Below are 21,064 nucleotides of genomic sequence, written 5' to 3'. Positions count from 1 at the left end.
TTTAATTCGTTTTCACGTAGAATAACGCGCGCTGTGCCTTCTGGGGGTGTGCTTGTCTGCTCGCCAGGTTGTAACAGCAAACATGCAGGTGAATGACCTTTGACAGGTTGCAAACAAAAGCGAGGAATGCTGCTGATTTTTTCAGCCCTGATGGACTCAGGCCGGTTTTGTAACAAAGGAAACGAACTGCACTAATTTTCACCGTAGCAGATGATTTTTGCGCCTTGTCGCTGCTGCGTGTGGTTGGTAAAGTAAGCGGATTTTGTTTTCCGCCCCAGCTTTCAGGATTATCCCTTAGTATGTTGAAAAAATTTCGTGGCATGTTTTCCAATGACCTGTCCATTGACCTGGGTACCGCGAATACCCTTATTTATGTAAAAGGACAAGGCATCGTATTGAATGAGCCTTCTGTTGTGGCCATTCGTCAGGATCGTGCCGGTTCGCCGAAAAGCGTGGCTGCAGTAGGTCATGATGCGAAGCAGATGCTGGGTCGTACGCCGGGCAATATCGCTGCAATTCGCCCAATGAAAGACGGCGTTATCGCTGACTTCTTCGTGACTGAAAAAATGCTCCAGCACTTTATCAAACAAGTGCACAGCAATAGCTTCATGCGCCCAAGCCCGCGCGTACTGGTGTGTGTACCGGTTGGCGCAACCCAGGTTGAACGCCGTGCGATCCGTGAATCCGCTCAGGGCGCAGGCGCCCGTGAAGTCTTTCTGATCGAAGAGCCGATGGCGGCCGCGATTGGTGCGGGTCTGCCAGTTTCTGAAGCAACCGGCTCAATGGTTGTGGATATCGGTGGTGGTACCACTGAAGTTGCCGTTATCTCCCTGAACGGCGTGGTTTACTCTTCTTCCGTACGTATTGGTGGTGACCGCTTCGACGAAGCCATCATTAATTACGTTCGTCGTAACTACGGTTCTCTGATCGGTGAAGCCACCGCAGAACGTATTAAACACGAAATCGGTTCCGCTTATCCGGGCGATGAAGTCCGCGAGATCGAAGTACGCGGCCGTAACCTGGCAGAAGGTGTTCCACGCGGCTTTACCCTGAACTCCAACGAGATTCTGGAAGCGCTGCAGGAACCGCTGACCGGTATCGTGAGCGCGGTAATGGTTGCTCTGGAACAGTGTCCGCCAGAGCTGGCGTCAGACATCTCCGAGCGCGGTATGGTGCTGACCGGTGGCGGTGCGCTGCTGCGTAACCTTGATCGTCTGTTAATGGAAGAAACCGGTATTCCAGTTGTTGTTGCTGAAGATCCGCTGACCTGCGTGGCGCGCGGTGGCGGCAAAGCACTGGAAATGATCGATATGCACGGCGGCGACCTGTTCAGCGAAGAGTAATCGGACGCAGGTAGGGTGGCCCGCGGGTTGCCCTTCCGCTCTGATACGAGAATACGCATAGACTATGAAGCCAATTTTTAGCCGTGGCCCGTCGCTACAGATTCGCCTTATTCTGGCGGTGCTGGTGGCGCTCGGCGTTATTATTGCCGACAGCCGCCTGGGTACGTTTAGTCAAATCCGAACGTACATGGATACCGCCGTCAGTCCTTTCTACTTTATCTCTAATGGTCCTCGTGAATTACTCGACGGCGTGTCGCAAACGCTGGCTTCGCGTGACCAACTCGAACTTGAAAACCGGGCGCTGCGTCAGGAACTGCTGCTGAAAAATAGCGAGCTGCTGATGCTGGGGCAATATAAACAGGAGAACGCGCGTTTGCGCGAGCTGCTGGGATCGCCATTGCGTCAGGACGAACAAAAGATGGTGACGCAGGTCATCTCAACGGTTAATGACCCATACAGCGATCAGGTCGTGATCGACAAAGGGAGCGTTAACGGCGTCTACGAAGGTCAGCCAGTTATCAGCGACAAAGGTGTAGTGGGTCAGGTCGTTGCGGTAGCAAAACTGACCAGCCGCGTACTGCTGATTTGCGATGCAACGCATGCTCTGCCAATCCAGGTTCTGCGTAACGATATTCGCGTCATTGCTGCGGGCAACGGTTGTACGGACGATCTTCAGCTCGAACATCTGCCGGCGAACACCGACATTCGCGTTGGCGATGTGCTGGTGACTTCCGGTTTGGGTGGACGCTTCCCGGAAGGTTATCCGGTTGCTGTTGTTTCTTCCGTTAAGCTGGACACTCAGCGTGCTTATACCGTCATTCAGGCTCGTCCGACCGCGGGTTTGCAGCGTTTGCGCTATCTGCTGCTGTTGTGGGGAGCCGATCGTAACGGCGCCAATCCGATGACGCCGGAAGAAGTACACCGTGTTGCCAATGAACGTTTGATGCAAATGATGCCGCAAGTTCTGCCTGCGCCAGATGCCATGGGGCCGCCTGCGCCAGTACCGGCACCTGCTACAGGCGTCACTACCGCACCTACGGACACCACGCCGCCACAACCTGCTCCGCGTAAGCCGGGAGGACAGTAAGTGGCAAGCTATCGTAGCCAGGGGCGTTGGGTTATTTGGCTTTCGTTCCTTATTGCACTGTTGCTGCAAGTTATGCCCTGGCCGGATGACATTCTTGTTTTCCGGCCAAACTGGGTGCTGCTCATCTTGTTGTATTGGATTCTGGCGCTACCGCATCGCGTAAATGTGGGCACAGGGTTCGTGGTGGGTGCCATACTGGATCTCATTAGCGGTTCCACGCTTGGCGTGCGGGCCTTGTCGATGAGTATCATTGCCTATCTGGTCGCGCTGAAATTCCAGCTATTCCGCAACCTCGCGCTCTGGCAACAGGCGCTGGTGGTCGTGTTGTTATCACTGGTCGTGGATATTATTGTTTTCTGGGCCGAGTTTTTAGTGATCAATGTCTCTTTCAGACCTGAAGTGTTCTGGAGTAGTGTAGTGAATGGTGTGCTCTGGCCATGGCTATTCTTACTGATGCGTAAAATCCGTCAGCAGTTTGCGGTGCAATAAAGGTTGATATGAATACTCTGTATCTTGCTTCAGGTTCTCCACGTCGTCAGGAACTGCTCGCTCAACTCGGTATCACGTTTGAACGGCTGGTTCCTGGGATTGAAGAACAGCGGCACCCGCAGGAAAGCGCGCAGCAGTACGTTTCTCGTCTGGCGCGCGAAAAAGCGCAGGCTGGCGTTGCGTTGGCGCAGCGTGATTTGCCGGTATTGGGTGCGGATACCATTGTTATTCTTAACGGTGAAGTGCTGGAAAAACCGCACGACGCCGCCCATGCCGCCGCAATGCTACGTAAGCTGTCGGGCAACACGCATCAGGTCATGACCGCCGTGGCATTGGCCGATCGCCAGCACAGTCTGGACTGTCTGGTGGTGACGGAAGTGACATTCAGAGCACTCACCGATGAGGACATCGCGGGTTATGTTGCCAGCGGTGAACCAATGGATAAAGCAGGTGCATACGGTATTCAAGGGTTGGGTGGCTGTTTTGTCAGGAAGATAAATGGCAGCTATCACGCCGTAGTCGGCTTACCGCTGGTAGAAACGTATGAGTTGCTGACCAATTTTAACGCACTGCGTGAGCAAAGGGATAAACATGACGGCTGAATTGTTGGTAAACGTAACGCCATCGGAAACACGGGTGGCTTACATTGATGGCGGTATTCTGCAGGAAATTCATATTGAACGTGAGGCGCGACGTGGAATCGTAGGCAATATCTACAAAGGTCGTGTAAGTCGTGTACTTCCGGGTATGCAGGCGGCTTTTGTAGATATTGGACTGGATAAAGCCGCATTTCTTCACGCTTCAGACATCATGCCACACACCGAATGCGTGGCCGGTGAAGAACAAAAACAGTTCACCGTGCGCGACATTTCTGAACTGGTTCGCCAGGGCCAGGATTTGATGGTACAGGTGGTAAAAGATCCGCTGGGTACTAAGGGCGCTCGCCTGACGACGGACATTACGCTGCCTTCCCGTTATCTTGTTTTTATGCCGGGCGCGTCGCACGTTGGCGTTTCCCAACGTATCGAAAGCGAAAGCGAACGTGAACGTCTGAAAAAAGTGGTAGCCGATTACTGTGATGAGCAGGGCGGATTTATTATTCGTACAGCGGCGGAAGGCGTATGCGAAGAGGATCTGGCCTCGGATGCTGCCTACCTGAAGCGCGTCTGGACGAAAGTCATGGAGCGCAAAAAACGTCCGCAAACGCGCTACCAGATGTATGGCGAACTTGCGCTGGCGCAGCGCGTTTTGCGTGATTTTGCCGATGCCCAGCTTGATCGGATCCGCGTCGACTCTCGCCTGACCTATGAGGCGTTGCTGGAATTTACGGCGGAGTACATTCCCGAGATGACCAGCAAGCTGGAGCATTACAGCGGACGTCAGCCTATTTTCGATCTCTTTGACGTTGAGAATGAAATCCAGCGCGCGCTGGAACGCAAGGTTGAGCTGAAATCCGGCGGCTATTTGATCATCGATCAAACCGAAGCGATGACCACCGTGGATATCAATACCGGCGCGTTTGTTGGACATCGTAATCTCGACGACACTATTTTTAATACTAATATTGAAGCAACGCAGGCCATTGCGCGTCAGCTGCGTCTGCGTAACCTGGGCGGCATTATCATTATCGATTTTATCGACATGAATAATGAAGATCATCGGCGCCGGGTGTTGCACTCTCTGGAGCAGGCTCTGAGCAAGGACCGCGTAAAAACCAGCATTAACGGTTTTTCACAGCTGGGCCTGGTGGAGATGACGCGTAAGCGCACGCGTGAAAGCGTGGAGCATGTGCTGTGCAATGAGTGCCCTACCTGTCATGGACGCGGTACCGTGAAAACGGTGGAAACCGTATGCTATGAAATCATGCGCGAGATTGTCCGCGTACACCATGCATACGACTCCGATCGCTTCCTGGTTTATGCATCTCCGGCAGTGGCAGAAACCCTGAAAGGCGAAGAGTCGCATGCGCTGGCGGAAGTCGAAATCTTTGTGGGTAAACAGGTCAAAGTCCAGGTTGAACCGCTCTATAACCAGGAGCAGTTCGACGTCGTAATGATGTAATTGAGTAGTAGCACCAGCGCATGTAGGCCGGATAAGGCGCAAGCGCCGCCATCCGGCAATATACACTCAAGGGGTGTGAGTCACATTTTTTTGCAGACAAGGAGAGGCGCGTGAGGCGATTGCCGGGGATATTACTGCTCACTGGAGCCGCATTCGTTGTCATTGCAGCGCTGATGGTTAGTGGACTGCGCCTTGCGCTACCTCATCTTGATAGCTGGCGTCCGGCCATTCTCGGTAAGATTGAATCCGCGACTGGCCTGCCCGTTACCGCCAGCCAGCTATCCGCCAACTGGCAAAATTTCGGCCCTACGCTTGAAGCGCGTGATATCCACGCGCAGCTCAAAGACGGCGGTGAGTTTTCGGTAAAACGCGTCACGTTAGCGCTGGATGTCTGGCAAAGTTTACTGCACATGCGCTGGCAGTTTCGCGATCTCACCTTCTGGCAATTGCAGTTGCGCACCAATACCCCTATCCAGAGTAGTGAAAGCGGTGATGGAATTGAAGCGGGTCACCTCAGCGATCTCTTCCTGCGTCAGTTCGATCATTTCGATCTCCGCGACAGTCAAATCAGCTTTTTAACCCTCTCAGGCCAGCGCGCTGAACTGGCGATCCCACAGCTTACCTGGCTGAACGGTAAAAACCGGCATCGCGCTGAGGGGCAGGTCAGTCTCTCCAGTCTGACCGGTCAACATGGCGTTATGCAGGTGCGCATGGATCTGCGCGACGACAATGGGCTGTTGAATAATGGTCGGGTCTGGCTGCAGGCAGACGACATTGACGTCAAACCGTGGCTGGGCAAATGGATGCAGGATAATGTCGCGTTGCAAACCGCGCGTTTTAGCCTGGAAGCATGGATGACGATCAATAAAGGCGTCGTTTCCGGAGGCGATGTCTGGCTGAAGAAAGGCGGCGCCAGCTGGCTGGGTAACAACCGCACGCATACGCTCTCCGTGGATAACCTGACGGCGCACATTAGCCGCGAACAGCCGGGCTGGCAATTCTCTATTCCCGATACCCGTATCACCATGGATGATAAACCCTGGCCAAGCGGGGCGTTAACGCTGGCCTGGATCCCTGAGCAGGAAGTCGGTGGTGAGAATAACAAGCGCAGTGACGAGCTACGCATTCGCGCCAGCAATCTGGAGCTGGCTGGATTAGAAGGGCTGCGCCCGATGGCGGCTAAGTTATCGCCAGCGCTGGGGGATATTTGGCGCGCCACGCAGCCAAGCGGCAAAATTGATGTGCTGGCGCTGGATATCCCATTACAGGCAACAGAAAAGACCCGTTTCCAGTCCTCGTGGACCAATCTGGCCTGGAAACAGTGGAAGTTGTTACCGGGGGCGGAGCATTTCTCCGGTACGCTTTCGGGCAGCGTGGAAAATGGTGCGCTTACCGCCTCCATCAAGCAAGCCCGCATGCCGTATGAGAGCGTCTTCCGCGCACCATTGGAAATAGAAAACGGCGTGGCGACGCTAAGCTGGCTGAAGAATGATAAAGGTTTTCAGTTAGATGGGCGCAATATTGATGTCAAAGCGAAAGCGGTACATGCGCGCGGTGGTTTTCGCTATCTGCAACCGACCGGTGACGAGCCATGGTTAGGCATTCTGGCGGGGATCAGTACTGATGACGGCTCTCAGGCCTGGCGCTACTTCCCGGAAAATCTGATGGGCAAAGAGCTGGTTGACTACCTCAGCGGCGCGATTCAGGGCGGCGAAGCGGATAATGCCACGTTGGTGTATGGCGGCAACCCGCATTTGTTCCCGTATCTGCATAATGAAGGGCAGTTTCAGGTCCTGGTGCCGTTACGCAATGCTAAATTCGCCTTTCAGCCCGACTGGCCTGCGTTGACTGACCTCAATATTGAACTGAACTTCATTAATGACGGTCTGTGGATGAAAACGGATGGCGTTAATTTAGGCGGCGTAAAAGCCAGCAATCTGACGGCCAATATTCCCGACTATGCAAAAGAAAAGCTGCTGATTGATGCCGACATCAACGGGCCAGGAAAAGCGGTTGGACCTTATTTTGATGATACGCCGCTAAAAGATTCTCTTGGCGCCACGCTTGAGCAGTTGCAGATTGATGGCGATGTGAATGCTCGCTTACATCTCGATATCCCGTTGGATGGCTCGCTGGTTACGGCCAAAGGTGATGTCAATCTGCGTAATAACAGTCTGTTTATTAAACCGCTCGACAGCACGTTGAAGAATTTGACCGGTAAATTCAGCTTTGTGAACGGCGATCTGCAGAGCGAGCCGATGACGGCAAACTGGTTTAATCAGCCGCTGAACGTCGATTTTTCCACTACCGAAGGGGTCAAAGCCTATCAGGTGGCGGTGAATCTGCAAGGCGACTGGCAGCCAAACCGTATGGGGATTTTGCCGACGCAGGTGAACGATGCGTTAAGCGGCAGTATGGCGTGGAATGGCAAGGTGGGTATCAATCTTCCGTATCATGCCGGGGCGACCTACGACATTGCGTTAAAGAGTGACCTGAAGAATGTAAGTAGTCACTTACCTGCTCCACTGAATAAGGCGGCCGGTGAGGCGCTGCCGGTAAACGTGAAGGCCAACGGCAATCTGCGCAGCTTTGATCTCACCGGCAACGCAGGGAGCAAGAATCACTTCAACAGCCACTGGCTGCTGAATCAGAAGCTGACCCTTGACCGCGCTATCTGGACGTCGGAAAGCCGCACCGTGCCCGCGTTACCCGATCAGCAAGGCATTGAGCTCAATCTTCCCCCTATGGACGGCGCGCAATGGCTGGCATTGTTCCAGAAAGGCGCTGCGGATAACGTTGGCTCGAACGCCAACTTCCCGCAACGCATCACGGTACGTACGCCATCGTTATCCCTGGGGGGGCAGCAGTGGAACAATTTAAGTATTGTGTCTGAGCCTTCGGGCAACGGTTCCAGCGTGCAGGCGCAGGGGCGTGAGATCAACGCCACGCTGGCTATGCGCAATAACGCCCCGTGGCTGGCGAACATTAAATACCTCTATTACAACCCGAGCGCCGCAAAGCCGTCTCCCGGCACAGCGCCAGCGTCGCCTTTCTCTACCATCAATAACGTCAGCTTCCGTGGCTGGCCGGATGTTCAGCTCCGCTGTGCAGAGTGTTGGCTGTGGGGACAGAAATATGGACGTATTGATGCCGATGTGGCGATCAAAGGCGATACGCTCTCGTTGAGCAACGGTCTGTTGGATACCGGCTTTGCCAGACTGACTGCCGATGGTGAATGGGTGAATGTGCCGGGTAAAGAGCGTACGTCACTGAAGGGAAAACTTAACGGCAAAAAAATTGACTCTGCCGCCGGTTTCTTTGGCGTATCGACGCCGATTCGTAACTCTTCGTTCAATGTGGAGTACGACCTGCACTGGCGTAATCCACCGTGGGATCCGGATGAAGCGTCGCTGAATGGGATTTTGCGCACCCGGTTGGGCAAAGGTGAGCTTACCGAACTCAGTACCGGACATGCGGGGCAACTGTTACGCCTGTTAAGCTTTGACGCGTTGCTACGTAAACTGCGCTTTGATTTTAGCGATACCTTCAGTGAAGGCTTCTATTTCGACTCCATTCGCAGCACGGCGTGGATTAAGGATGGTGTGATGCATACCGACGACACGCTGGTGGACGGTCTGGAAGCTGACATCGCGATGAAAGGCTCGGTGAATCTGGTACGCCGCGAACTGGATATGGAAGCGGTTGTCGCGCCTGAAATTTCTGCCACCGTTGGGGTTGCCGCCGCATTTGCCGTCAACCCGATTGTCGGCGCGGCGGTGTTTGCCGCCAGTAAGGTTCTGGGGCCGCTGTGGAGTAAAGTTTCGATTCTGCGTTACCGTATCACCGGTCCGGTTGATAAGCCGCAGATTAACGAAGTTCTGCGTCAGCCGCGCAAAGAAAGCCAGCAATGATTTGACGGGGGCAAGTAATTGCCCCAATCTCAGTACATAGTATTGCCGGATGGAGCAGCGCTTATCCGGCCTACAGTAGCCTAACAACGTAGGCCGGATAAGGCGTTTTTGCCGCCATCCGGCAGAATTAAATGAGTAACAAAACGATGAGTCTGAACCTGGTAAGTGAACAATTGCTAGCGGCGAATGGCCTGAAACATCAGGATCTGTTTGCCATTCTGGGCCAACTGGCCGAACGCCGTCTCGATTACGGCGATCTCTATTTTCAGTCGAGCTATCACGAATCCTGGGTTTTAGAAGATCGCATCATTAAAGATGGTTCTTACAATATCGATCAGGGTGTTGGCGTACGTGCCATCAGCGGCGAAAAAACGGGGTTTGCCTATGCAGACCAGATTAGCCTGCTGGCGCTGGAGCAAAGTGCGCATGCTGCCCGGACTATTGTGCGCGACAGTGGTGATGGCAAAGTAAAAACGCTGGGTGCGGTAGAGCATCAGGCGCTTTACACTTCGGTCGATCCGTTACAAAGCATGAGCCGCGAAGAGAAACTGGATATTCTGCGTCGCGTTGACCGCGTTGCGCGTGCTGCTGACAAGCGCGTTCAGGAAGTGACCGCCAGCCTGACCGGTGTTTATGAGCTGATTCTGGTGGCGGCGACCGACGGTACGCTGGCCGCGGATGTCCGTCCACTGGTACGTTTGTCCGTCAGCGTGCAGGTCGAAGAAGACGGTAAACGTGAGCGCGGCGCGAGCGGTGGCGGCGGTCGCTTTGGTTATGACTATTTCCTCGGCGATCTCGATGGTGACGTTCGTGCCGACGCGTGGGCGAAAGAGGCTGTGCGCATGGCGCTGGTCAATCTGTCCGCAGTAGCCGCGCCGGCAGGTACGTTACCGGTGGTACTCGGCGCTGGCTGGCCTGGCGTTCTGCTGCACGAAGCGGTCGGCCATGGTCTGGAAGGCGACTTTAACCGCCGTGGCACCTCGGTATTTAGCGGTCATATGGGTGAACTGGTCGCGTCAGAACTGTGTACCGTAGTGGATGATGGCACAATGGCGGACCGTCGTGGATCCGTGGCTATTGATGACGAAGGTACACCGGGACAGTACAACGTGCTGATCGAAAACGGTATTCTGAAAGGCTACATGCAGGACAAACTGAATGCGCGCCTGATGGGTGTGGCGCCAACGGGTAACGGACGCCGTGAATCTTACGCGCACCTGCCGATGCCGCGGATGACCAACACCTATATGCTGCCGGGCAAATCCACGCCGCAGGAAATCATTGAATCCGTCGAATACGGCATTTATGCGCCGAACTTCGGCGGTGGTCAGGTGGATATCACCTCCGGGAAATTTGTGTTCTCAACGTCCGAAGCGTATCTGATTGAAAACGGTAAAGTGACCAAACCCGTGAAAGGCGCGACGCTGATTGGCTCCGGTATCGAAGCGATGCAGCAAATTTCGATGGTGGGTAACGATCTGAAACTGGATAACGGCGTAGGCGTTTGCGGTAAAGAAGGGCAAAGCCTGCCGGTGGGCGTGGGCCAGCCGACGCTGAAGGTCGATAATTTGACGGTCGGCGGCACCGCATAGCATCATGATCCAGGCCCGATAAGCGTCAGTGCCATCGGGCATCTTGCCGGATGCGGCGTCAACGCCTTATCCGGCCTGGACTCTTTATTTCTCTTTCCCTCGACCATACATTCCCTGAAACAGCTGCGCCACATCGACAAAATAATCCGTCAGATAGTTAATCACTACCTGAACCTTAAGCGGCAGTTTGTCTTTTTCGGTGTACAGCGCATAGACCGGACGTGGATCCGACTGGTAGCGGGGAAGCAGGATCTCCACCTCGCCGCGATTGATCTCATTGATCACCCACATCAAGGGTACATAGGCAATACCCGCGCCTGCGGCCAGCCAGCGCACCAGCGTCATCGGATCGTTAGTGACGAAGCGCCCTTCTGGAATCAGGCGGGTAGAGATCCCCTCCGGGGCGATAAGCTCGAATTCGTTATCCGGGCGCACGCTATATTCCAGCCATGAGTGATTGCTGAGATCGGCAGGTTTTTCCGGAACGCCAAACTGGGCGAGATAACTTTTAGCGGCGCAGACCACCATCGGCATGGCTCCCAGACGACGTGAAAACAGGCTGGAGTCTTGTAACGCGCCGACGCGGATGACCACGTCCAGGCCATCAGCAATTAAATCCGGTGCCGGGATGCCGGTGACCAGATTTACCGTCAGGCCGGGGTACTCTTTCAGCATTTTCGCCGTCAGCCCGGCGAGGACATTTTGTGCCATGGTTGAAGAACAGCCAATACGCAATGTGCCGATAGGAGTGTTATTAAAGGCATACAGCTGCTCATGCACATCCTGCGCTTCGTGCAGCATTCGACGGCAGCCCTGATAATAAATTTTACCGGCTTCGGTTAGCCCAATGCTGCGCGTACTGCGGTTTAGCAGCTTGACCTGTAGTTCATCTTCCAGTTTAGAGACGGTCTGGCTTATCGATGAAACGCTCATTTGCAGCTGTCTTGCAGCGGCAGTGAAGGAGCCCAGTTCGACAACTTTGGCGAACACCGACATACGTTTTAATCGTTCCATTATTCACTCTGGCTTAAAAGTGATTTAGATCACATAATATAGATAACAGCATAACAGTTACGTTAATATATTATTATTCAAATAACGGCTATGTCGCTCTCGCCTGGCTCATCCTTGCCCTTCTCTGCGGTGACATACGCTAGAAAATCTATCACCTGCACTCTCTTAAGCTACCAAGGTCAACATGAGTCTGTTTCCCGTTATCGTGGTGTTTGGTCTGTCCTTCCCACCGATTTTTTTCGAATTGCTTTTGTCACTGGCGATTTTCTGGCTGGTGCGCCGGGTGCTGGTTCCAACTGGCATCTATGATTTTGTCTGGCATCCGGCTCTGTTTAACACCGCGCTGTATTGCTGCCTGTTCTATTTAATAACGCGCCTGTTCGTTTGAGGTTGAAGTGAAAACACTAACAAAAAAACTCTCCCGTACGGCCATGACTCTCGTACTGGTCATTCTGGCCTTCATTGCTATTTTTCGCGCATGGGTGTTCTACACCGAGTCGCCGTGGACGCGTGATGCGCGTTTCAGCGCTGATGTCGTCGCCATTGCGCCGGACGTTGCGGGTCTTATTTCCAACGTTAACGTCCATGATAACCAACTGGTGAAAAAGGATCAGGTGCTGTTTACCATCGACCAGCCGCGCTATAAAAAAGCCCTCGAACAGGCTGAAGCCGACGTCTCTTATTATCAGGTTCTGGCGCAGGAAAAACGTCAGGAAGCCGGTCGTCGTAACCGTCTGGGCGTGCAGGCCATGTCTCGTGAAGAGATTGATCAGTCTAACAACGTACTGCAAACCGTATTACACCAGTTGGCGAAGGCGCAAGCGACCCGCGATTTGGCAAAATTGGATCTTGAACGTACCGTTATTCGTGCGCCAGCGGATGGTTGGGTGACTAACCTGAATGTTTACAGCGGCGAATTTATTACCCGTGGCTCCACGGCGGTAGCGCTGGTAAAACAGCACTCGTTCTATGTCCTGGCGTATATGGAAGAAACCAAGCTGGAAGGCGTACGCCCTGGATATCGCGCTGAAATTACCCCGCTTGGTAGCAATAATGTGTTGAAGGGTACCGTTGATAGCGTGGCGGCTGGCGTAACGAATGCCAGCAGCACGCGAGATGCAAAAGGTATGGCGACCATTGATTCCAATCTTGAATGGGTCCGTCTGGCACAGCGTGTACCGGTGCGCATTCGTCTTGATGAGCAGCAGGGGACCCTGTGGCCAGCCGGGACGACGGCTACCGTTGTTATCACCGGCAAGCAGGATCGCGATGCCAGTCAGGAATCCTTCTTCCGTAAAATGGCGCACCGCCTGCGCGAGTTCGGTTAATTGCGATGGGTATTTTTTCCATTGCTAACCAGCATATCCGCTTCGCGGTAAAACTGGCGTGCGCAATTGTCCTGGCGCTGTTCGTTGGTTTTCACTTTCAGCTTGAGACTCCGCGCTGGGCGGTGTTGACCGCGGCAATTGTGGCAGCAGGCCCGGCTTTTGCCGCCGGTGGGGAACCCTATTCAGGCGCCATCCGCTACCGCGGGATGCTGCGTATCGTCGGCACATTTATTGGTTGTATTGCCGCCCTGATCATTATTATCAGCATGATCCGCGCTCCGTTGTTGATGATCCTGGTGTGTTGTATCTGGGCCGGTTTTTGTACCTGGATCTCGTCGCTGGTGAAGATCGAGAATTCCTATGCCTGGGGGCTTTCGGGTTATACGGCGCTGATCATCGTCATTACTATCCAGGCTGAACCGTTGTTGACACCGCAATTTGCACTTGAGCGTTGCAGCGAGATTGTGATGGGGATTGTCTGCGCCATTGTTGCCGATCTGCTCTTTTCGCCCCGCTCGGTGAAACAGGAAATTGATGTCGAACTGGACAGCCTGCTGGTGGCGCAGTATCAGCTTATGCAGTTGTGTATAAAGCATGGCGACAGTGAAGAAGTGGACAAAGCCTGGGGCGATTTAGTCCGCCGAACGGCGGCGCTGGAGGGCATGCGCAGCAACCTCAATATGGAGTCTTCACGTTGGGTGCGTGCTAATCGCAGACTCAAAGCATTAAACACGCTGTCGCTCACGCTTATTACTCAGTCCTGTGAAACTTACCTTATTCAAAATACCCGCCCGGAACTTATCACCGACACCTTCCGCGAGTTGTTCGATACGCCGGTTGAAACGGTGCAGGATGTCCATAAACAGTTGAAGCGGATGCGTCGGGTTATTGTCTGGACTGGCGAACGTGAAACACCGGTAACGATTTATAGCTGGGCAGGTGCGGCGACGCGCTACCTGCTACTGAAACGCGGTGTGGTGAGTAATACAAAAATTAGCGCGACGGAAGAAGAGATCCTGCAAGGCGAGCCGGTAGTGAAAGTGGAGTCCGCCGAGCGTCACCATGCGATGGTCAACTTCTGGCGTACCACGCTCTCCTGTGTGCTGGGCACCTTATTCTGGCTGTGGACCGGCTGGACATCCGGCAGCGGCGCGATGGTGATGATTGCGGTTGTCACCTCGCTGGCAATGCGCCTGCCTAACCCTCGGATGGTGGCGATAGATTTTATCTACGGTACGTTGGCGGCATTACCACTCGGAGCGCTCTATTTTCTGGTGATTATCCCCAATACGCAGCAAAGTATGCTGTTGTTGTGTCTGAGCCTGGCCGTGCTGGGATTCTTTCTGGGAATCGAGGTGCAGAAACGACGGCTGGGATCGATGGGCGCGCTGGCCAGCACCATTAATATCATCGTGCTGGATAACCCGATGACCTTCCACTTTAGCCAGTTTCTTGACAGTGCGCTGGGGCAGATTGTTGGTTGTGTGCTGGCGTTTATCGTCATTCTGCTGGTGCGTGATAACTCGCGGGACAGAACTGGTCGCGTGTTACTCAACCAGTTTGTCTCCGCGGCGGTTTCTGCAATGACTACCAACGTGGTTCGTCGTAAAGAAAACCACCTTCCGGCGCTTTATCAGCAGTTGTTTTTACTGATGAACAAATTTCCCGGCGACCTGGCGAAGTTTCGCCTGGCGCTGACGATGATTATCGCGCATCAGCGTCTGCGCGATGCGCCGGTACCGGTAAATGAGGATTTATCTGCCTTCCATCGCCAGCTGCGTCGCACCGCCGATCATGTGATTTCAGCAGGAAATGACGATAAACGCCGCCGCTACTTTAGCCAGTTGCTGGAAGAGCTTGAGATCTATCAGGAGAAGTTAATCATCTGGCAAGCCCCTCCACAGGTGACCGAGCCGGTAAAACGACTCAGTGGGATGCTACACAAATACCAGCACGCGCTGACCAGCAATTAAGCACAAAAAACCGATGCCAGAAGCGTCGGTTTTTTTATGGCTATACTTACCTGAAATGCGGGAGGCCCTGCATATTGGTGGTCCGTAGAGTGACTGGCGTCGGGATGGTGGCTATAGATGAACATCTATACGTTTGATTTTGACGAGATAGAAGACCAGGGTGATTTCTACCGCGAGTTCACGCGCGCATTTGGTCTGACCCGGGAAAAAGTGGTTGATTTAGATTCTCTGTGGGAGGTCGTTACCGGAGATGTCTTGCCGCTGCCGGTGGAGATTGAATTTGTCCATTTGCCGGACAAACTACGCAGGCGATATGGCGCATTAATATTACTGTTCGATGAAGCGGAAGAAGAGCTGGAAGGGCAGTTGCGTTTTAATGTTCGTCACTCAATGTAAGGTACAAAAAAGCCCCCGGCAGGCGGGGGCAAGTCGTCGGTTTAGACGACGAGGGTTTATTTGTACAGTTCTGCAGTCGCGTGCCAGTGAGCACCTTCACGGAGTTCGGTGACGCGATAGCTGCTGGCACCCGCTTTTTCAGCTTTAGCGGCGATAGCCTGACGCATATCCATTGGTGAACTACCGATCTGAGATACAGAGATGCTACCCATGGATTGCAGGTTCTGTGCTTCTTGTGAGTTCACCTGAGTAACCGCGGCGCTTGCACCGAAGGAGAGAACAGAAAGAAGACTTAAAGTTGCAACAGTAGTTTTGATTTTCATGATATTTACCTCGTCGAATTCTTTTATTGTGGGTCTTGTTTCGTGACCCTCATCACAAAATCAAGTATACACTAATAACGCGATAAATTAATACCACGCTAATTGTTTCTATGGTTATTACGTTTTAAGAAGATTATTTTTTATAACTTAAAGGAATTAAAACTGGCGTTTTTAACATTCATATAGAATTAAATTAAGTAAAATCAATGAGATACTGTATTTTGCAAAATGTGCGTTTTTCAGCCTTCATATTCACTATGTGAACGAATTTTAGCGGTTAAACGCACCATTTGTTAAATGAATGGCAGTGGAAAATAGAACCAAGAGGGGGAAGCAGAGGTTTTTCCCCGCCGGGAGACGACGGGGAAGGAGGTATTACAGTTCTTGTTCGAACAGCTCCAGAATGGCTTCGTACAGATCTTTTACCGTAAAACCCTTGGCTGGCGTGGTGAAGATGGTATCGTCACCGGCAATCGTTCCCAAAATACCTTCCGCTTTACCCAACGAATCCAACAGGCGGGCAATCAACTGGGCGGCGCCGGGGCTGGTGTGAATAACCACGACCGCATCGTTGTAGTCGATATCTAGTACCAAATTCTTCAGCGGGCTGGAGGTTGTCGGCACCCCCAACTCTGCCGGCAGGCAGTACACCATTTCCATTTTCGCATTGCGTGTACGCACGGCGCCAAACTTGGTCAGCATGCGTGAAACCTTGGACTGATTGATATTATCAAAGCCCTGATCCTGCAAGGCGAGGACGATTTCGCCCTGAGAGCTGAACTTTTCTTCTTTAAGTAGCGCTTTAAACGCCTTCACTAATTCTTCTTGTTTTGCCGAGCTTCGCATAAGTCACCCGTAATATGGCGGTAGAATCAACATTATTGTGCATACAGATGAATTTTTATGCAAACGGTCTGCCCTGGTAAAGGCTGAAATAATGTTATGAAAGAGCGGAATTTTATCAAATTTCGTTATCAAGAAACATGCCTGTGTCACGGCTCGCAAATAAGGTTAAAAGTAAATTAATTGTTATCAAATTGATGTTGTTTTGAGAGGTGGGTAGGGTATATTGTCAGCACCTGTTGGAAAGTTGCTCTACTGTGCGGGTGGTTTTGAATTACGTAACTTAGGTTTTATTTTACGTAAGTTAAATGCATAAAAGCCAAATTTGCGTGACTACGCATTCTTGACGCGTGGTTGTTGTATTCGTTGGATTTGTGAATTAAGGTCGCCGCCGCGGAGCAATAGACACTTTGCTTATCAATATAATAAGGAGTTTAGGATGAAAGTTGCAGTCCTCGGCGCTGCTGGTGGTATCGGTCAGGCGCTAGCATTACTGTTAAAAACCCAACTGCCTTCAGGTTCAGAACTCTCCCTGTATGACATCGCTCCAGTAACGCCTGGTGTGGCCGTTGATTTGAGCCATATCCCTACTGCTGTGAAAATCAAAGGCTTCAGCGGCGAAGACGCTACCCCTGCACTGGAAGGTGCTGATGTGGTACTGATCTCTGCGGGCGTCGCGCGTAAACCGGGTATGGATCGTTCCGACCTGTTCAACGTCAACGCCGGTATCGTGAAAAACCTGGTGCAGCAGGTTGCTAAAACCTGTCCGAAAGCATGTATCGGTATCATCACCAACCCGGTAAACACGACCGTTGCTATCGCTGCAGAAGTGCTGAAAAAAGCAGGCGTATACGATAAGAACAAACTGTTTGGCGTGACCACGCTGGACATTATCCGCTCCAATACCTTTGTTGCGGAACTGAAAGGCAAACAGCCTGGCGACGTTGAAGTCCCGGTTATTGGCGGCCACTCTGGCGTGACCATTCTGCCATTGCTGTCACAAATTCCTGGTGTGAGCTTCACCGAGCAAGAAGTGGCTGACCTGACCAAACGTATCCAGAACGCGGGTACTGAAGTTGTGGAAGCTAAAGCCGGTGGCGGATCTGCTACCCTGTCTATGGGTCAGGCCGCAGCACGTTTCGGCCTGTCACTGGTTCGCGCACTGAGTGGCGAAAAAGGCGTGGTTGAATGTGCTTACGTTGAAGGCGACGGCCAGTATGCTCGCTTCTTCTCTCAGCCGTTGCTGCTGGGCAAAAACGGCGTAGAAGAGCGTCAGTCCATCGGTAAGCTGAGCGCGTTTGAGCAAAGCGCGCTGGAAGGCATGCTGGACACGCTGAAGAAAGATATTACTCTGGGCGAAGAATTCGTTAAGTAACGCGAAGAGAGGCCAGCGTGTATTTGTAGGCCTGAAAGCTGCGCGCTATCAGGCATTACGTGCTAACTCTCTACGATATCGCCTAATAAAAACCGGAGCCAATGTGCTCCGGTTTTTCATGGTAAGTAGGCAGCCAGGACGTGACGTTAGTTGGTGGCCGGGTATTCCTGAATCGTCACCTGCAGCGTCAGCTGTTTGTCATCGCGCATCACGACGACTGAGATGACTGAACCTGGGCGAATTTCGGCCACCTGATCCATGGTCTCAAGAGCGGATACTGCCGGTTTATTATTGACCGAAATGATCAGATCGTTGACCTGAATACCTGCCTGGGCTGCCGGACCGTCCGGAGCCACTTCGTTAACCACTATCCCCTGAATTTGATCCATCCCGCTGCCTTGCGCGTGCAGTGGCGCAATTTCACGACCGCTGATGCCGATATAGCCGCGAATCACGCGCCCGTCACGAATCAGCTTATCCATAATTTTGGTTGCCAACTGAAACGGAATGGCAAAGCCAATACCTTCCGGGGTTTCGCCGTCGTTACTCTTATCAAATGACAGCGTATTAATGCCCATCAGTTCACCCAATGAGTTGACCAGCGCACCGCCGGAGTTACCGTGGTTGATGGAGGCATCCGTTTGCAGGAAGTTTTGGCGTCCTGTCGGGTTTAGCCCAATACGGCCGGTGGCGCTAATGATCCCCTGGGTAATGGTTTGCCCAAGGTTGTACGGGTTACCGATGGCGAGCACCACATCGCCAATGTGCGGCACGCGCTTGTTATTAATGGGGATTGTCGGCAGTCCGCCAGTCGCATTGATTTTCAGCACCGCAAGGTCGGTTAACGTATCAGAGCCCACGAGCAGCGCTTCAAATACACGTCCATCCTGTAATGCGACGATGATTTGGTCAGCATCATTAATGACGTGCTTATTGGTAATGATATAGCCGCGCTGATCCATGATAACGCCTGAGCCGAGCGTACGGATCTCAAGCTGGTTATGCGCAGTGCTGTTCATACTGCGGTTATAAACGTTAACGACGGCAGGTGCAGCACGGCGAACCGCGGGGTTATAGCTGGCGGGCGTTTCATCTGCACTGTCGAACTGCGGTGTGGAAAGAGTATTAATTTTGCGCAGAGAGGGCATCGCCGCCAGCAGAATGGCGCCGACGATTAAACCAATCGCGACCGAACGTAAAAGCTTCACAAACATGATGGCGGCGTCATTAAAAAAGGGAACGGCAGCAGCATATCACGAGTTTACCGGACATCACACGGGGAGGGGATGTCCGGTTTAATGCGTTAACGCAGGAGCAGGTAAATACTCTCGTTACCGCGAACCACTTGCAGAGCAATGATCGACGGCTTCGTTTCCAGCACCTTACGCATTTCGGCAATCGAGTTTACGCGATCGCGGTTAACGCCAATGATAAAGTCATCTTTATGCAGACCGGCCTGCGCGGCTGGGCTACTTTTTTCAACGTTATCAATTTTGATGCCTTTGGTGCCATCTTTTAACTGACCATCGCTGAGCGTAGCGCCTTGCAACGCAGGGGCGATCATTTCTGCGCTGGCGGACGATGACGTGCTGGTATCAAGGGTGACTTCAACCTCCAGCGGTTTACCGTTACGCAGTAGCCCCAGTTTGACCTTGGTTCCTGGTTCAGTTGTCGCAATGCGTGAACGCAGTTCGGCAAAGCTGCTGAGTGGTTTATCGTTGAGACTGGTAATGACGTCACCGGATTTCACCCCCGCCTTGGCAGAACCTGAGTTAGGCAGAACCTCGCTGACAAACGCGCCGCGTTGCACATTCAGATTGAACGCTTTGGCGATGTCGGCGGTCATTTCGGTACCTTTAATCCCTAACAGACCGCGTTTGATTTCGCCAAACTGCATCAACTGTTGCGCCAGCGTGCGCGCCATGTTGCTCGGAATCGCAAAGCCAATGCCGATGCTGCCGCCGCCGGGCGCCAGAATCGCGGTGTTAATGCCAATCAACTCACCGTTGAGGTTAAGTAACGCGCCGCCGGAGTTTCCCCGGTTGATAGAGGCGTCGGTCTGAATAAAGTTCTCCAGACCCTCCAGGTTCAGACCGCTGCGACCCAACGCCGATACAATGCCGGAAGTGGCGGTTTGCCCGAGACCGAACGGGTTACCCACGGCTACCGCGAAATCACCCACGCGGAGTTTGTCGGAGTCGGCAATGGTGATTTGCGTCAGGTTACTGGGGTGTTGAATTTGCAGCAGGGCGATATCGCTCTGATCGTCACTGCCGATCAGCTTCGCGTCGAACTCTCGGCCATCGTTAAGCTGAACGCTGATTTTTTGCGCCTGATTAATGACGTGGTTATTGGTCAGGACGTAGCCTTTTGCGGCATCAATAATGACCCCTGAGCCCAGCCCTTCAAAAGGTTGTGAAGGTTGGTCGGGAAGCTCATCACCAAAAAACTTTTTAAACTCTTCCGGGACTTTCTGTCCTTGGACTGCGGTGCCTTCGACCCTAACGCTCACCACGGCAGGCAACACTTTTTCCAGCATCGGGGCGAGGCTGGGAAGCGCAGCCTGACCGGGAACCTGGCCGGGAATCGACGCAACGGCCGGGAATGGCGCCGAGAGAGTTAACCCGACACTTAACGCTAATGCACTCAACAGCTGGGTTTGTTTTTTCATGGATCCTGCTCTCGTACCTTGAGTAAACGGAAGATGATTCAAAACAGTTTGATGTTATTGAATTTTCGGTTTGGTCACAATGAGGCTAACGACTAAATAATAGCTGGGACGGGAAGAGAAGCGGAGGGCGCAATTACTGCGCCCAATAAATTTCTTAATGATGTGCGTTTAGTCGCGCTTTGCGCCACTACGCAGCAGGCCGGAGGCCCCTTCAGAATAGTCACGCGGCATCTGAACCGGTGCCTGATCGTTGCCAGCTTCGGACTCTGCCAGACGATTACGGAACGGGTTGTTTTCCGGCGACATACCTGGCAGCAGGTTGCTCGAGCTTTTCGCCATATGCTGGTAGATCTGACGATAATCGTCCGCCATGTTATCCAGCAATTCAGCGCTGCGGGCAAAGTGGCTCACCAGCTCTTCGCGGTACTCTTCCAGCTCAGCTTTATTTTTTTCCAGTTCGTACTGCAATGCCTGCTGTTGGCGTAATTTACGATTACCAAAACGCATGGCTACAGCACCAATAATGATACCGACGACTAACCCAATTAGCGCATATTCCCAGGTCATGAACATCTCCCGTTGTCTTGTGTTTCCGTAGGGTGTTGGCTTTAGGCTCCATGCCTGCGCCTGATTATGCCACTATAACCGCTAATCCCGT

The 21,064-nt window shown here is 52.9% G+C and carries 19 protein-coding genes; 12 read left to right on the top strand and 7 right to left on the bottom strand.

The genetic code is table 11. The annotated features are described in order from the left end of the window. Nucleotide 1 precedes the first annotated feature (1 nt). Complete coding sequence (locus JSN25_RS03010) at nt 2–322, bottom strand: hypothetical protein (RefSeq protein WP_154050627.1); 321 nt, start codon at nt 320–322, stop codon at nt 2–4. Between JSN25_RS03010 and mreB the strand changes: the two genes are divergently transcribed. From mreB to tldD, 7 genes are all read left to right on the top strand, one after another. Continuing rightward, nucleotides 300–1,343 (top strand): rod shape-determining protein MreB, encoded by a 1,044-nt coding sequence (mreB, locus tag JSN25_RS03005; protein WP_000913396.1) that lies wholly within the window; start codon nt 300–302, stop codon nt 1,341–1,343. The two genes, JSN25_RS03010 and mreB, sit on opposite strands and share 23 nt — an antisense overlap. Nucleotides 1,344–1,407: 64 nt before the next feature. Beyond that, nucleotides 1,408–2,430, top strand: a complete 1,023-nt coding sequence (gene mreC, locus JSN25_RS03000) for a rod shape-determining protein MreC (RefSeq protein WP_042311343.1) — start codon at nt 1,408–1,410, stop codon at nt 2,428–2,430. Then, nucleotides 2,431–2,919 carry a rod shape-determining protein MreD gene (mreD, locus tag JSN25_RS02995; protein WP_038634362.1) on the top strand — a complete coding sequence of 163 codons (489 nt, stop codon included), beginning with the start codon at nt 2,431–2,433 and terminating at the stop codon, nt 2,917–2,919. 8 nt (nt 2,920–2,927) lie between these two features. Continuing rightward, on the top strand, nt 2,928–3,521 hold the full coding sequence (locus tag JSN25_RS02990; protein ID WP_085048629.1) for a Maf family protein: 594 nt from the start codon (nt 2,928–2,930) through the stop codon (nt 3,519–3,521). Further along, a complete protein-coding gene (rng, locus tag JSN25_RS02985) occupies nt 3,511–4,980 on the top strand; it encodes a ribonuclease G (RefSeq protein ID WP_038634356.1) in 1,470 nt (489 codons plus the stop codon). The genes JSN25_RS02990 and rng overlap by 11 nt, the downstream gene beginning before the upstream one ends. 110 nt (nt 4,981–5,090) lie before the next feature. Beyond that, entirely contained in the window at nt 5,091–8,891 is a 3,801-nt protein-coding gene (gene yhdP / locus JSN25_RS02980; RefSeq protein WP_204525432.1) for an AsmA2 domain-containing protein YhdP, read from the top strand. A gap of 146 nt (nt 8,892–9,037) precedes the next feature. Next, on the top strand, nt 9,038–10,483 hold the full coding sequence (gene tldD / locus JSN25_RS02975; protein ID WP_038642897.1) for a metalloprotease TldD: 1,446 nt from the start codon (nt 9,038–9,040) through the stop codon (nt 10,481–10,483). A gap of 84 nt (nt 10,484–10,567) precedes the next feature. On the opposite strand, the gene aaeR is transcribed toward tldD, so the two are convergent. Beyond that, nucleotides 10,568–11,497: an HTH-type transcriptional activator AaeR gene (gene aaeR / locus JSN25_RS02970; RefSeq protein ID WP_038634351.1), complete on the bottom strand. Its 930-nt coding sequence runs from the start codon at nt 11,495–11,497 to the stop codon at nt 10,568–10,570. 184 nt (nt 11,498–11,681) lie between these two features. Here aaeR and aaeX point away from each other — a divergent pair, with 184 nt between their 5' ends. The 4 genes from aaeX to JSN25_RS02950 all read left to right on the top strand — a co-directional run bounded on the left by aaeX (nt 11,682) and on the right by JSN25_RS02950 (nt 15,194). Then, on the top strand, nt 11,682–11,885 hold the full coding sequence (aaeX, locus tag JSN25_RS02965; protein ID WP_003025177.1) for a p-hydroxybenzoic acid efflux pump operon protein AaeX: 204 nt from the start codon (nt 11,682–11,684) through the stop codon (nt 11,883–11,885). Nucleotides 11,886–11,892: 7 nt separating this feature from the next. Beyond that, a complete protein-coding gene (gene aaeA / locus JSN25_RS02960) occupies nt 11,893–12,825 on the top strand; it encodes a p-hydroxybenzoic acid efflux pump subunit AaeA (protein WP_038634348.1) in 933 nt (310 codons plus the stop codon). Nucleotides 12,826–12,830: 5 nt separating this feature from the next. After that, nucleotides 12,831–14,798 carry a p-hydroxybenzoic acid efflux pump subunit AaeB gene (gene aaeB, locus JSN25_RS02955; protein WP_038634345.1) on the top strand — a complete coding sequence of 656 codons (1,968 nt, stop codon included), beginning with the start codon at nt 12,831–12,833 and terminating at the stop codon, nt 14,796–14,798. Nucleotides 14,799–14,915: 117 nt separating this feature from the next. Continuing rightward, complete coding sequence (locus JSN25_RS02950) at nt 14,916–15,194, top strand: barstar family protein (protein ID WP_038634342.1); 279 nt, start codon at nt 14,916–14,918, stop codon at nt 15,192–15,194. 56 nt (nt 15,195–15,250) lie between these two features. Here JSN25_RS02950 and yhcN read toward each other — a convergent pair whose 3' ends face one another. Together yhcN and argR are read right to left on the bottom strand one after the other, a co-directional pair. Then, nucleotides 15,251–15,517, bottom strand: coding sequence for a peroxide/acid stress response protein YhcN (gene yhcN / locus JSN25_RS02945; RefSeq protein ID WP_038634340.1), 267 nt, complete (start codon nt 15,515–15,517; stop codon nt 15,251–15,253). Between the two features lie 375 nt (nt 15,518–15,892). Next, nucleotides 15,893–16,363: a transcriptional regulator ArgR gene (gene argR, locus JSN25_RS02940; RefSeq protein ID WP_003025162.1), complete on the bottom strand. Its 471-nt coding sequence runs from the start codon at nt 16,361–16,363 to the stop codon at nt 15,893–15,895. Between the two features lie 436 nt (nt 16,364–16,799). On the opposite strand from argR, the gene mdh reads away from it, so the two are divergent. Continuing rightward, on the top strand, nt 16,800–17,735 hold the full coding sequence (gene mdh, locus JSN25_RS02935) for a malate dehydrogenase (protein WP_069324412.1): 936 nt from the start codon (nt 16,800–16,802) through the stop codon (nt 17,733–17,735). 146 nt (nt 17,736–17,881) lie between these two features. Here mdh and degS read toward each other — a convergent pair whose 3' ends face one another. The 3 genes from degS to zapG form a co-directional block, all read right to left on the bottom strand. Next, nucleotides 17,882–18,949: an outer membrane-stress sensor serine endopeptidase DegS gene (gene degS, locus JSN25_RS02930; RefSeq protein WP_137350623.1), complete on the bottom strand. Its 1,068-nt coding sequence runs from the start codon at nt 18,947–18,949 to the stop codon at nt 17,882–17,884. A gap of 89 nt (nt 18,950–19,038) precedes the next feature. After that, entirely contained in the window at nt 19,039–20,406 is a 1,368-nt protein-coding gene (degQ, locus tag JSN25_RS02925) for a serine endoprotease DegQ (RefSeq protein ID WP_204525431.1), read from the bottom strand. A 168-nt stretch (nt 20,407–20,574) separates the two neighbouring features. Continuing rightward, on the bottom strand, nt 20,575–20,973 hold the full coding sequence (gene zapG, locus JSN25_RS02920; RefSeq protein ID WP_003025147.1) for a Z-ring associated protein ZapG: 399 nt from the start codon (nt 20,971–20,973) through the stop codon (nt 20,575–20,577). Nucleotides 20,974–21,064 lie beyond the last annotated feature (91 nt).

It is taken from the genome of Citrobacter cronae, from assembly GCF_016893685.1.
Lineage (GTDB): Bacteria > Pseudomonadota > Gammaproteobacteria > Enterobacterales > Enterobacteriaceae > Citrobacter > Citrobacter werkmanii.
This window is presented reverse-complemented; position numbering and strand designations above follow the sequence as displayed.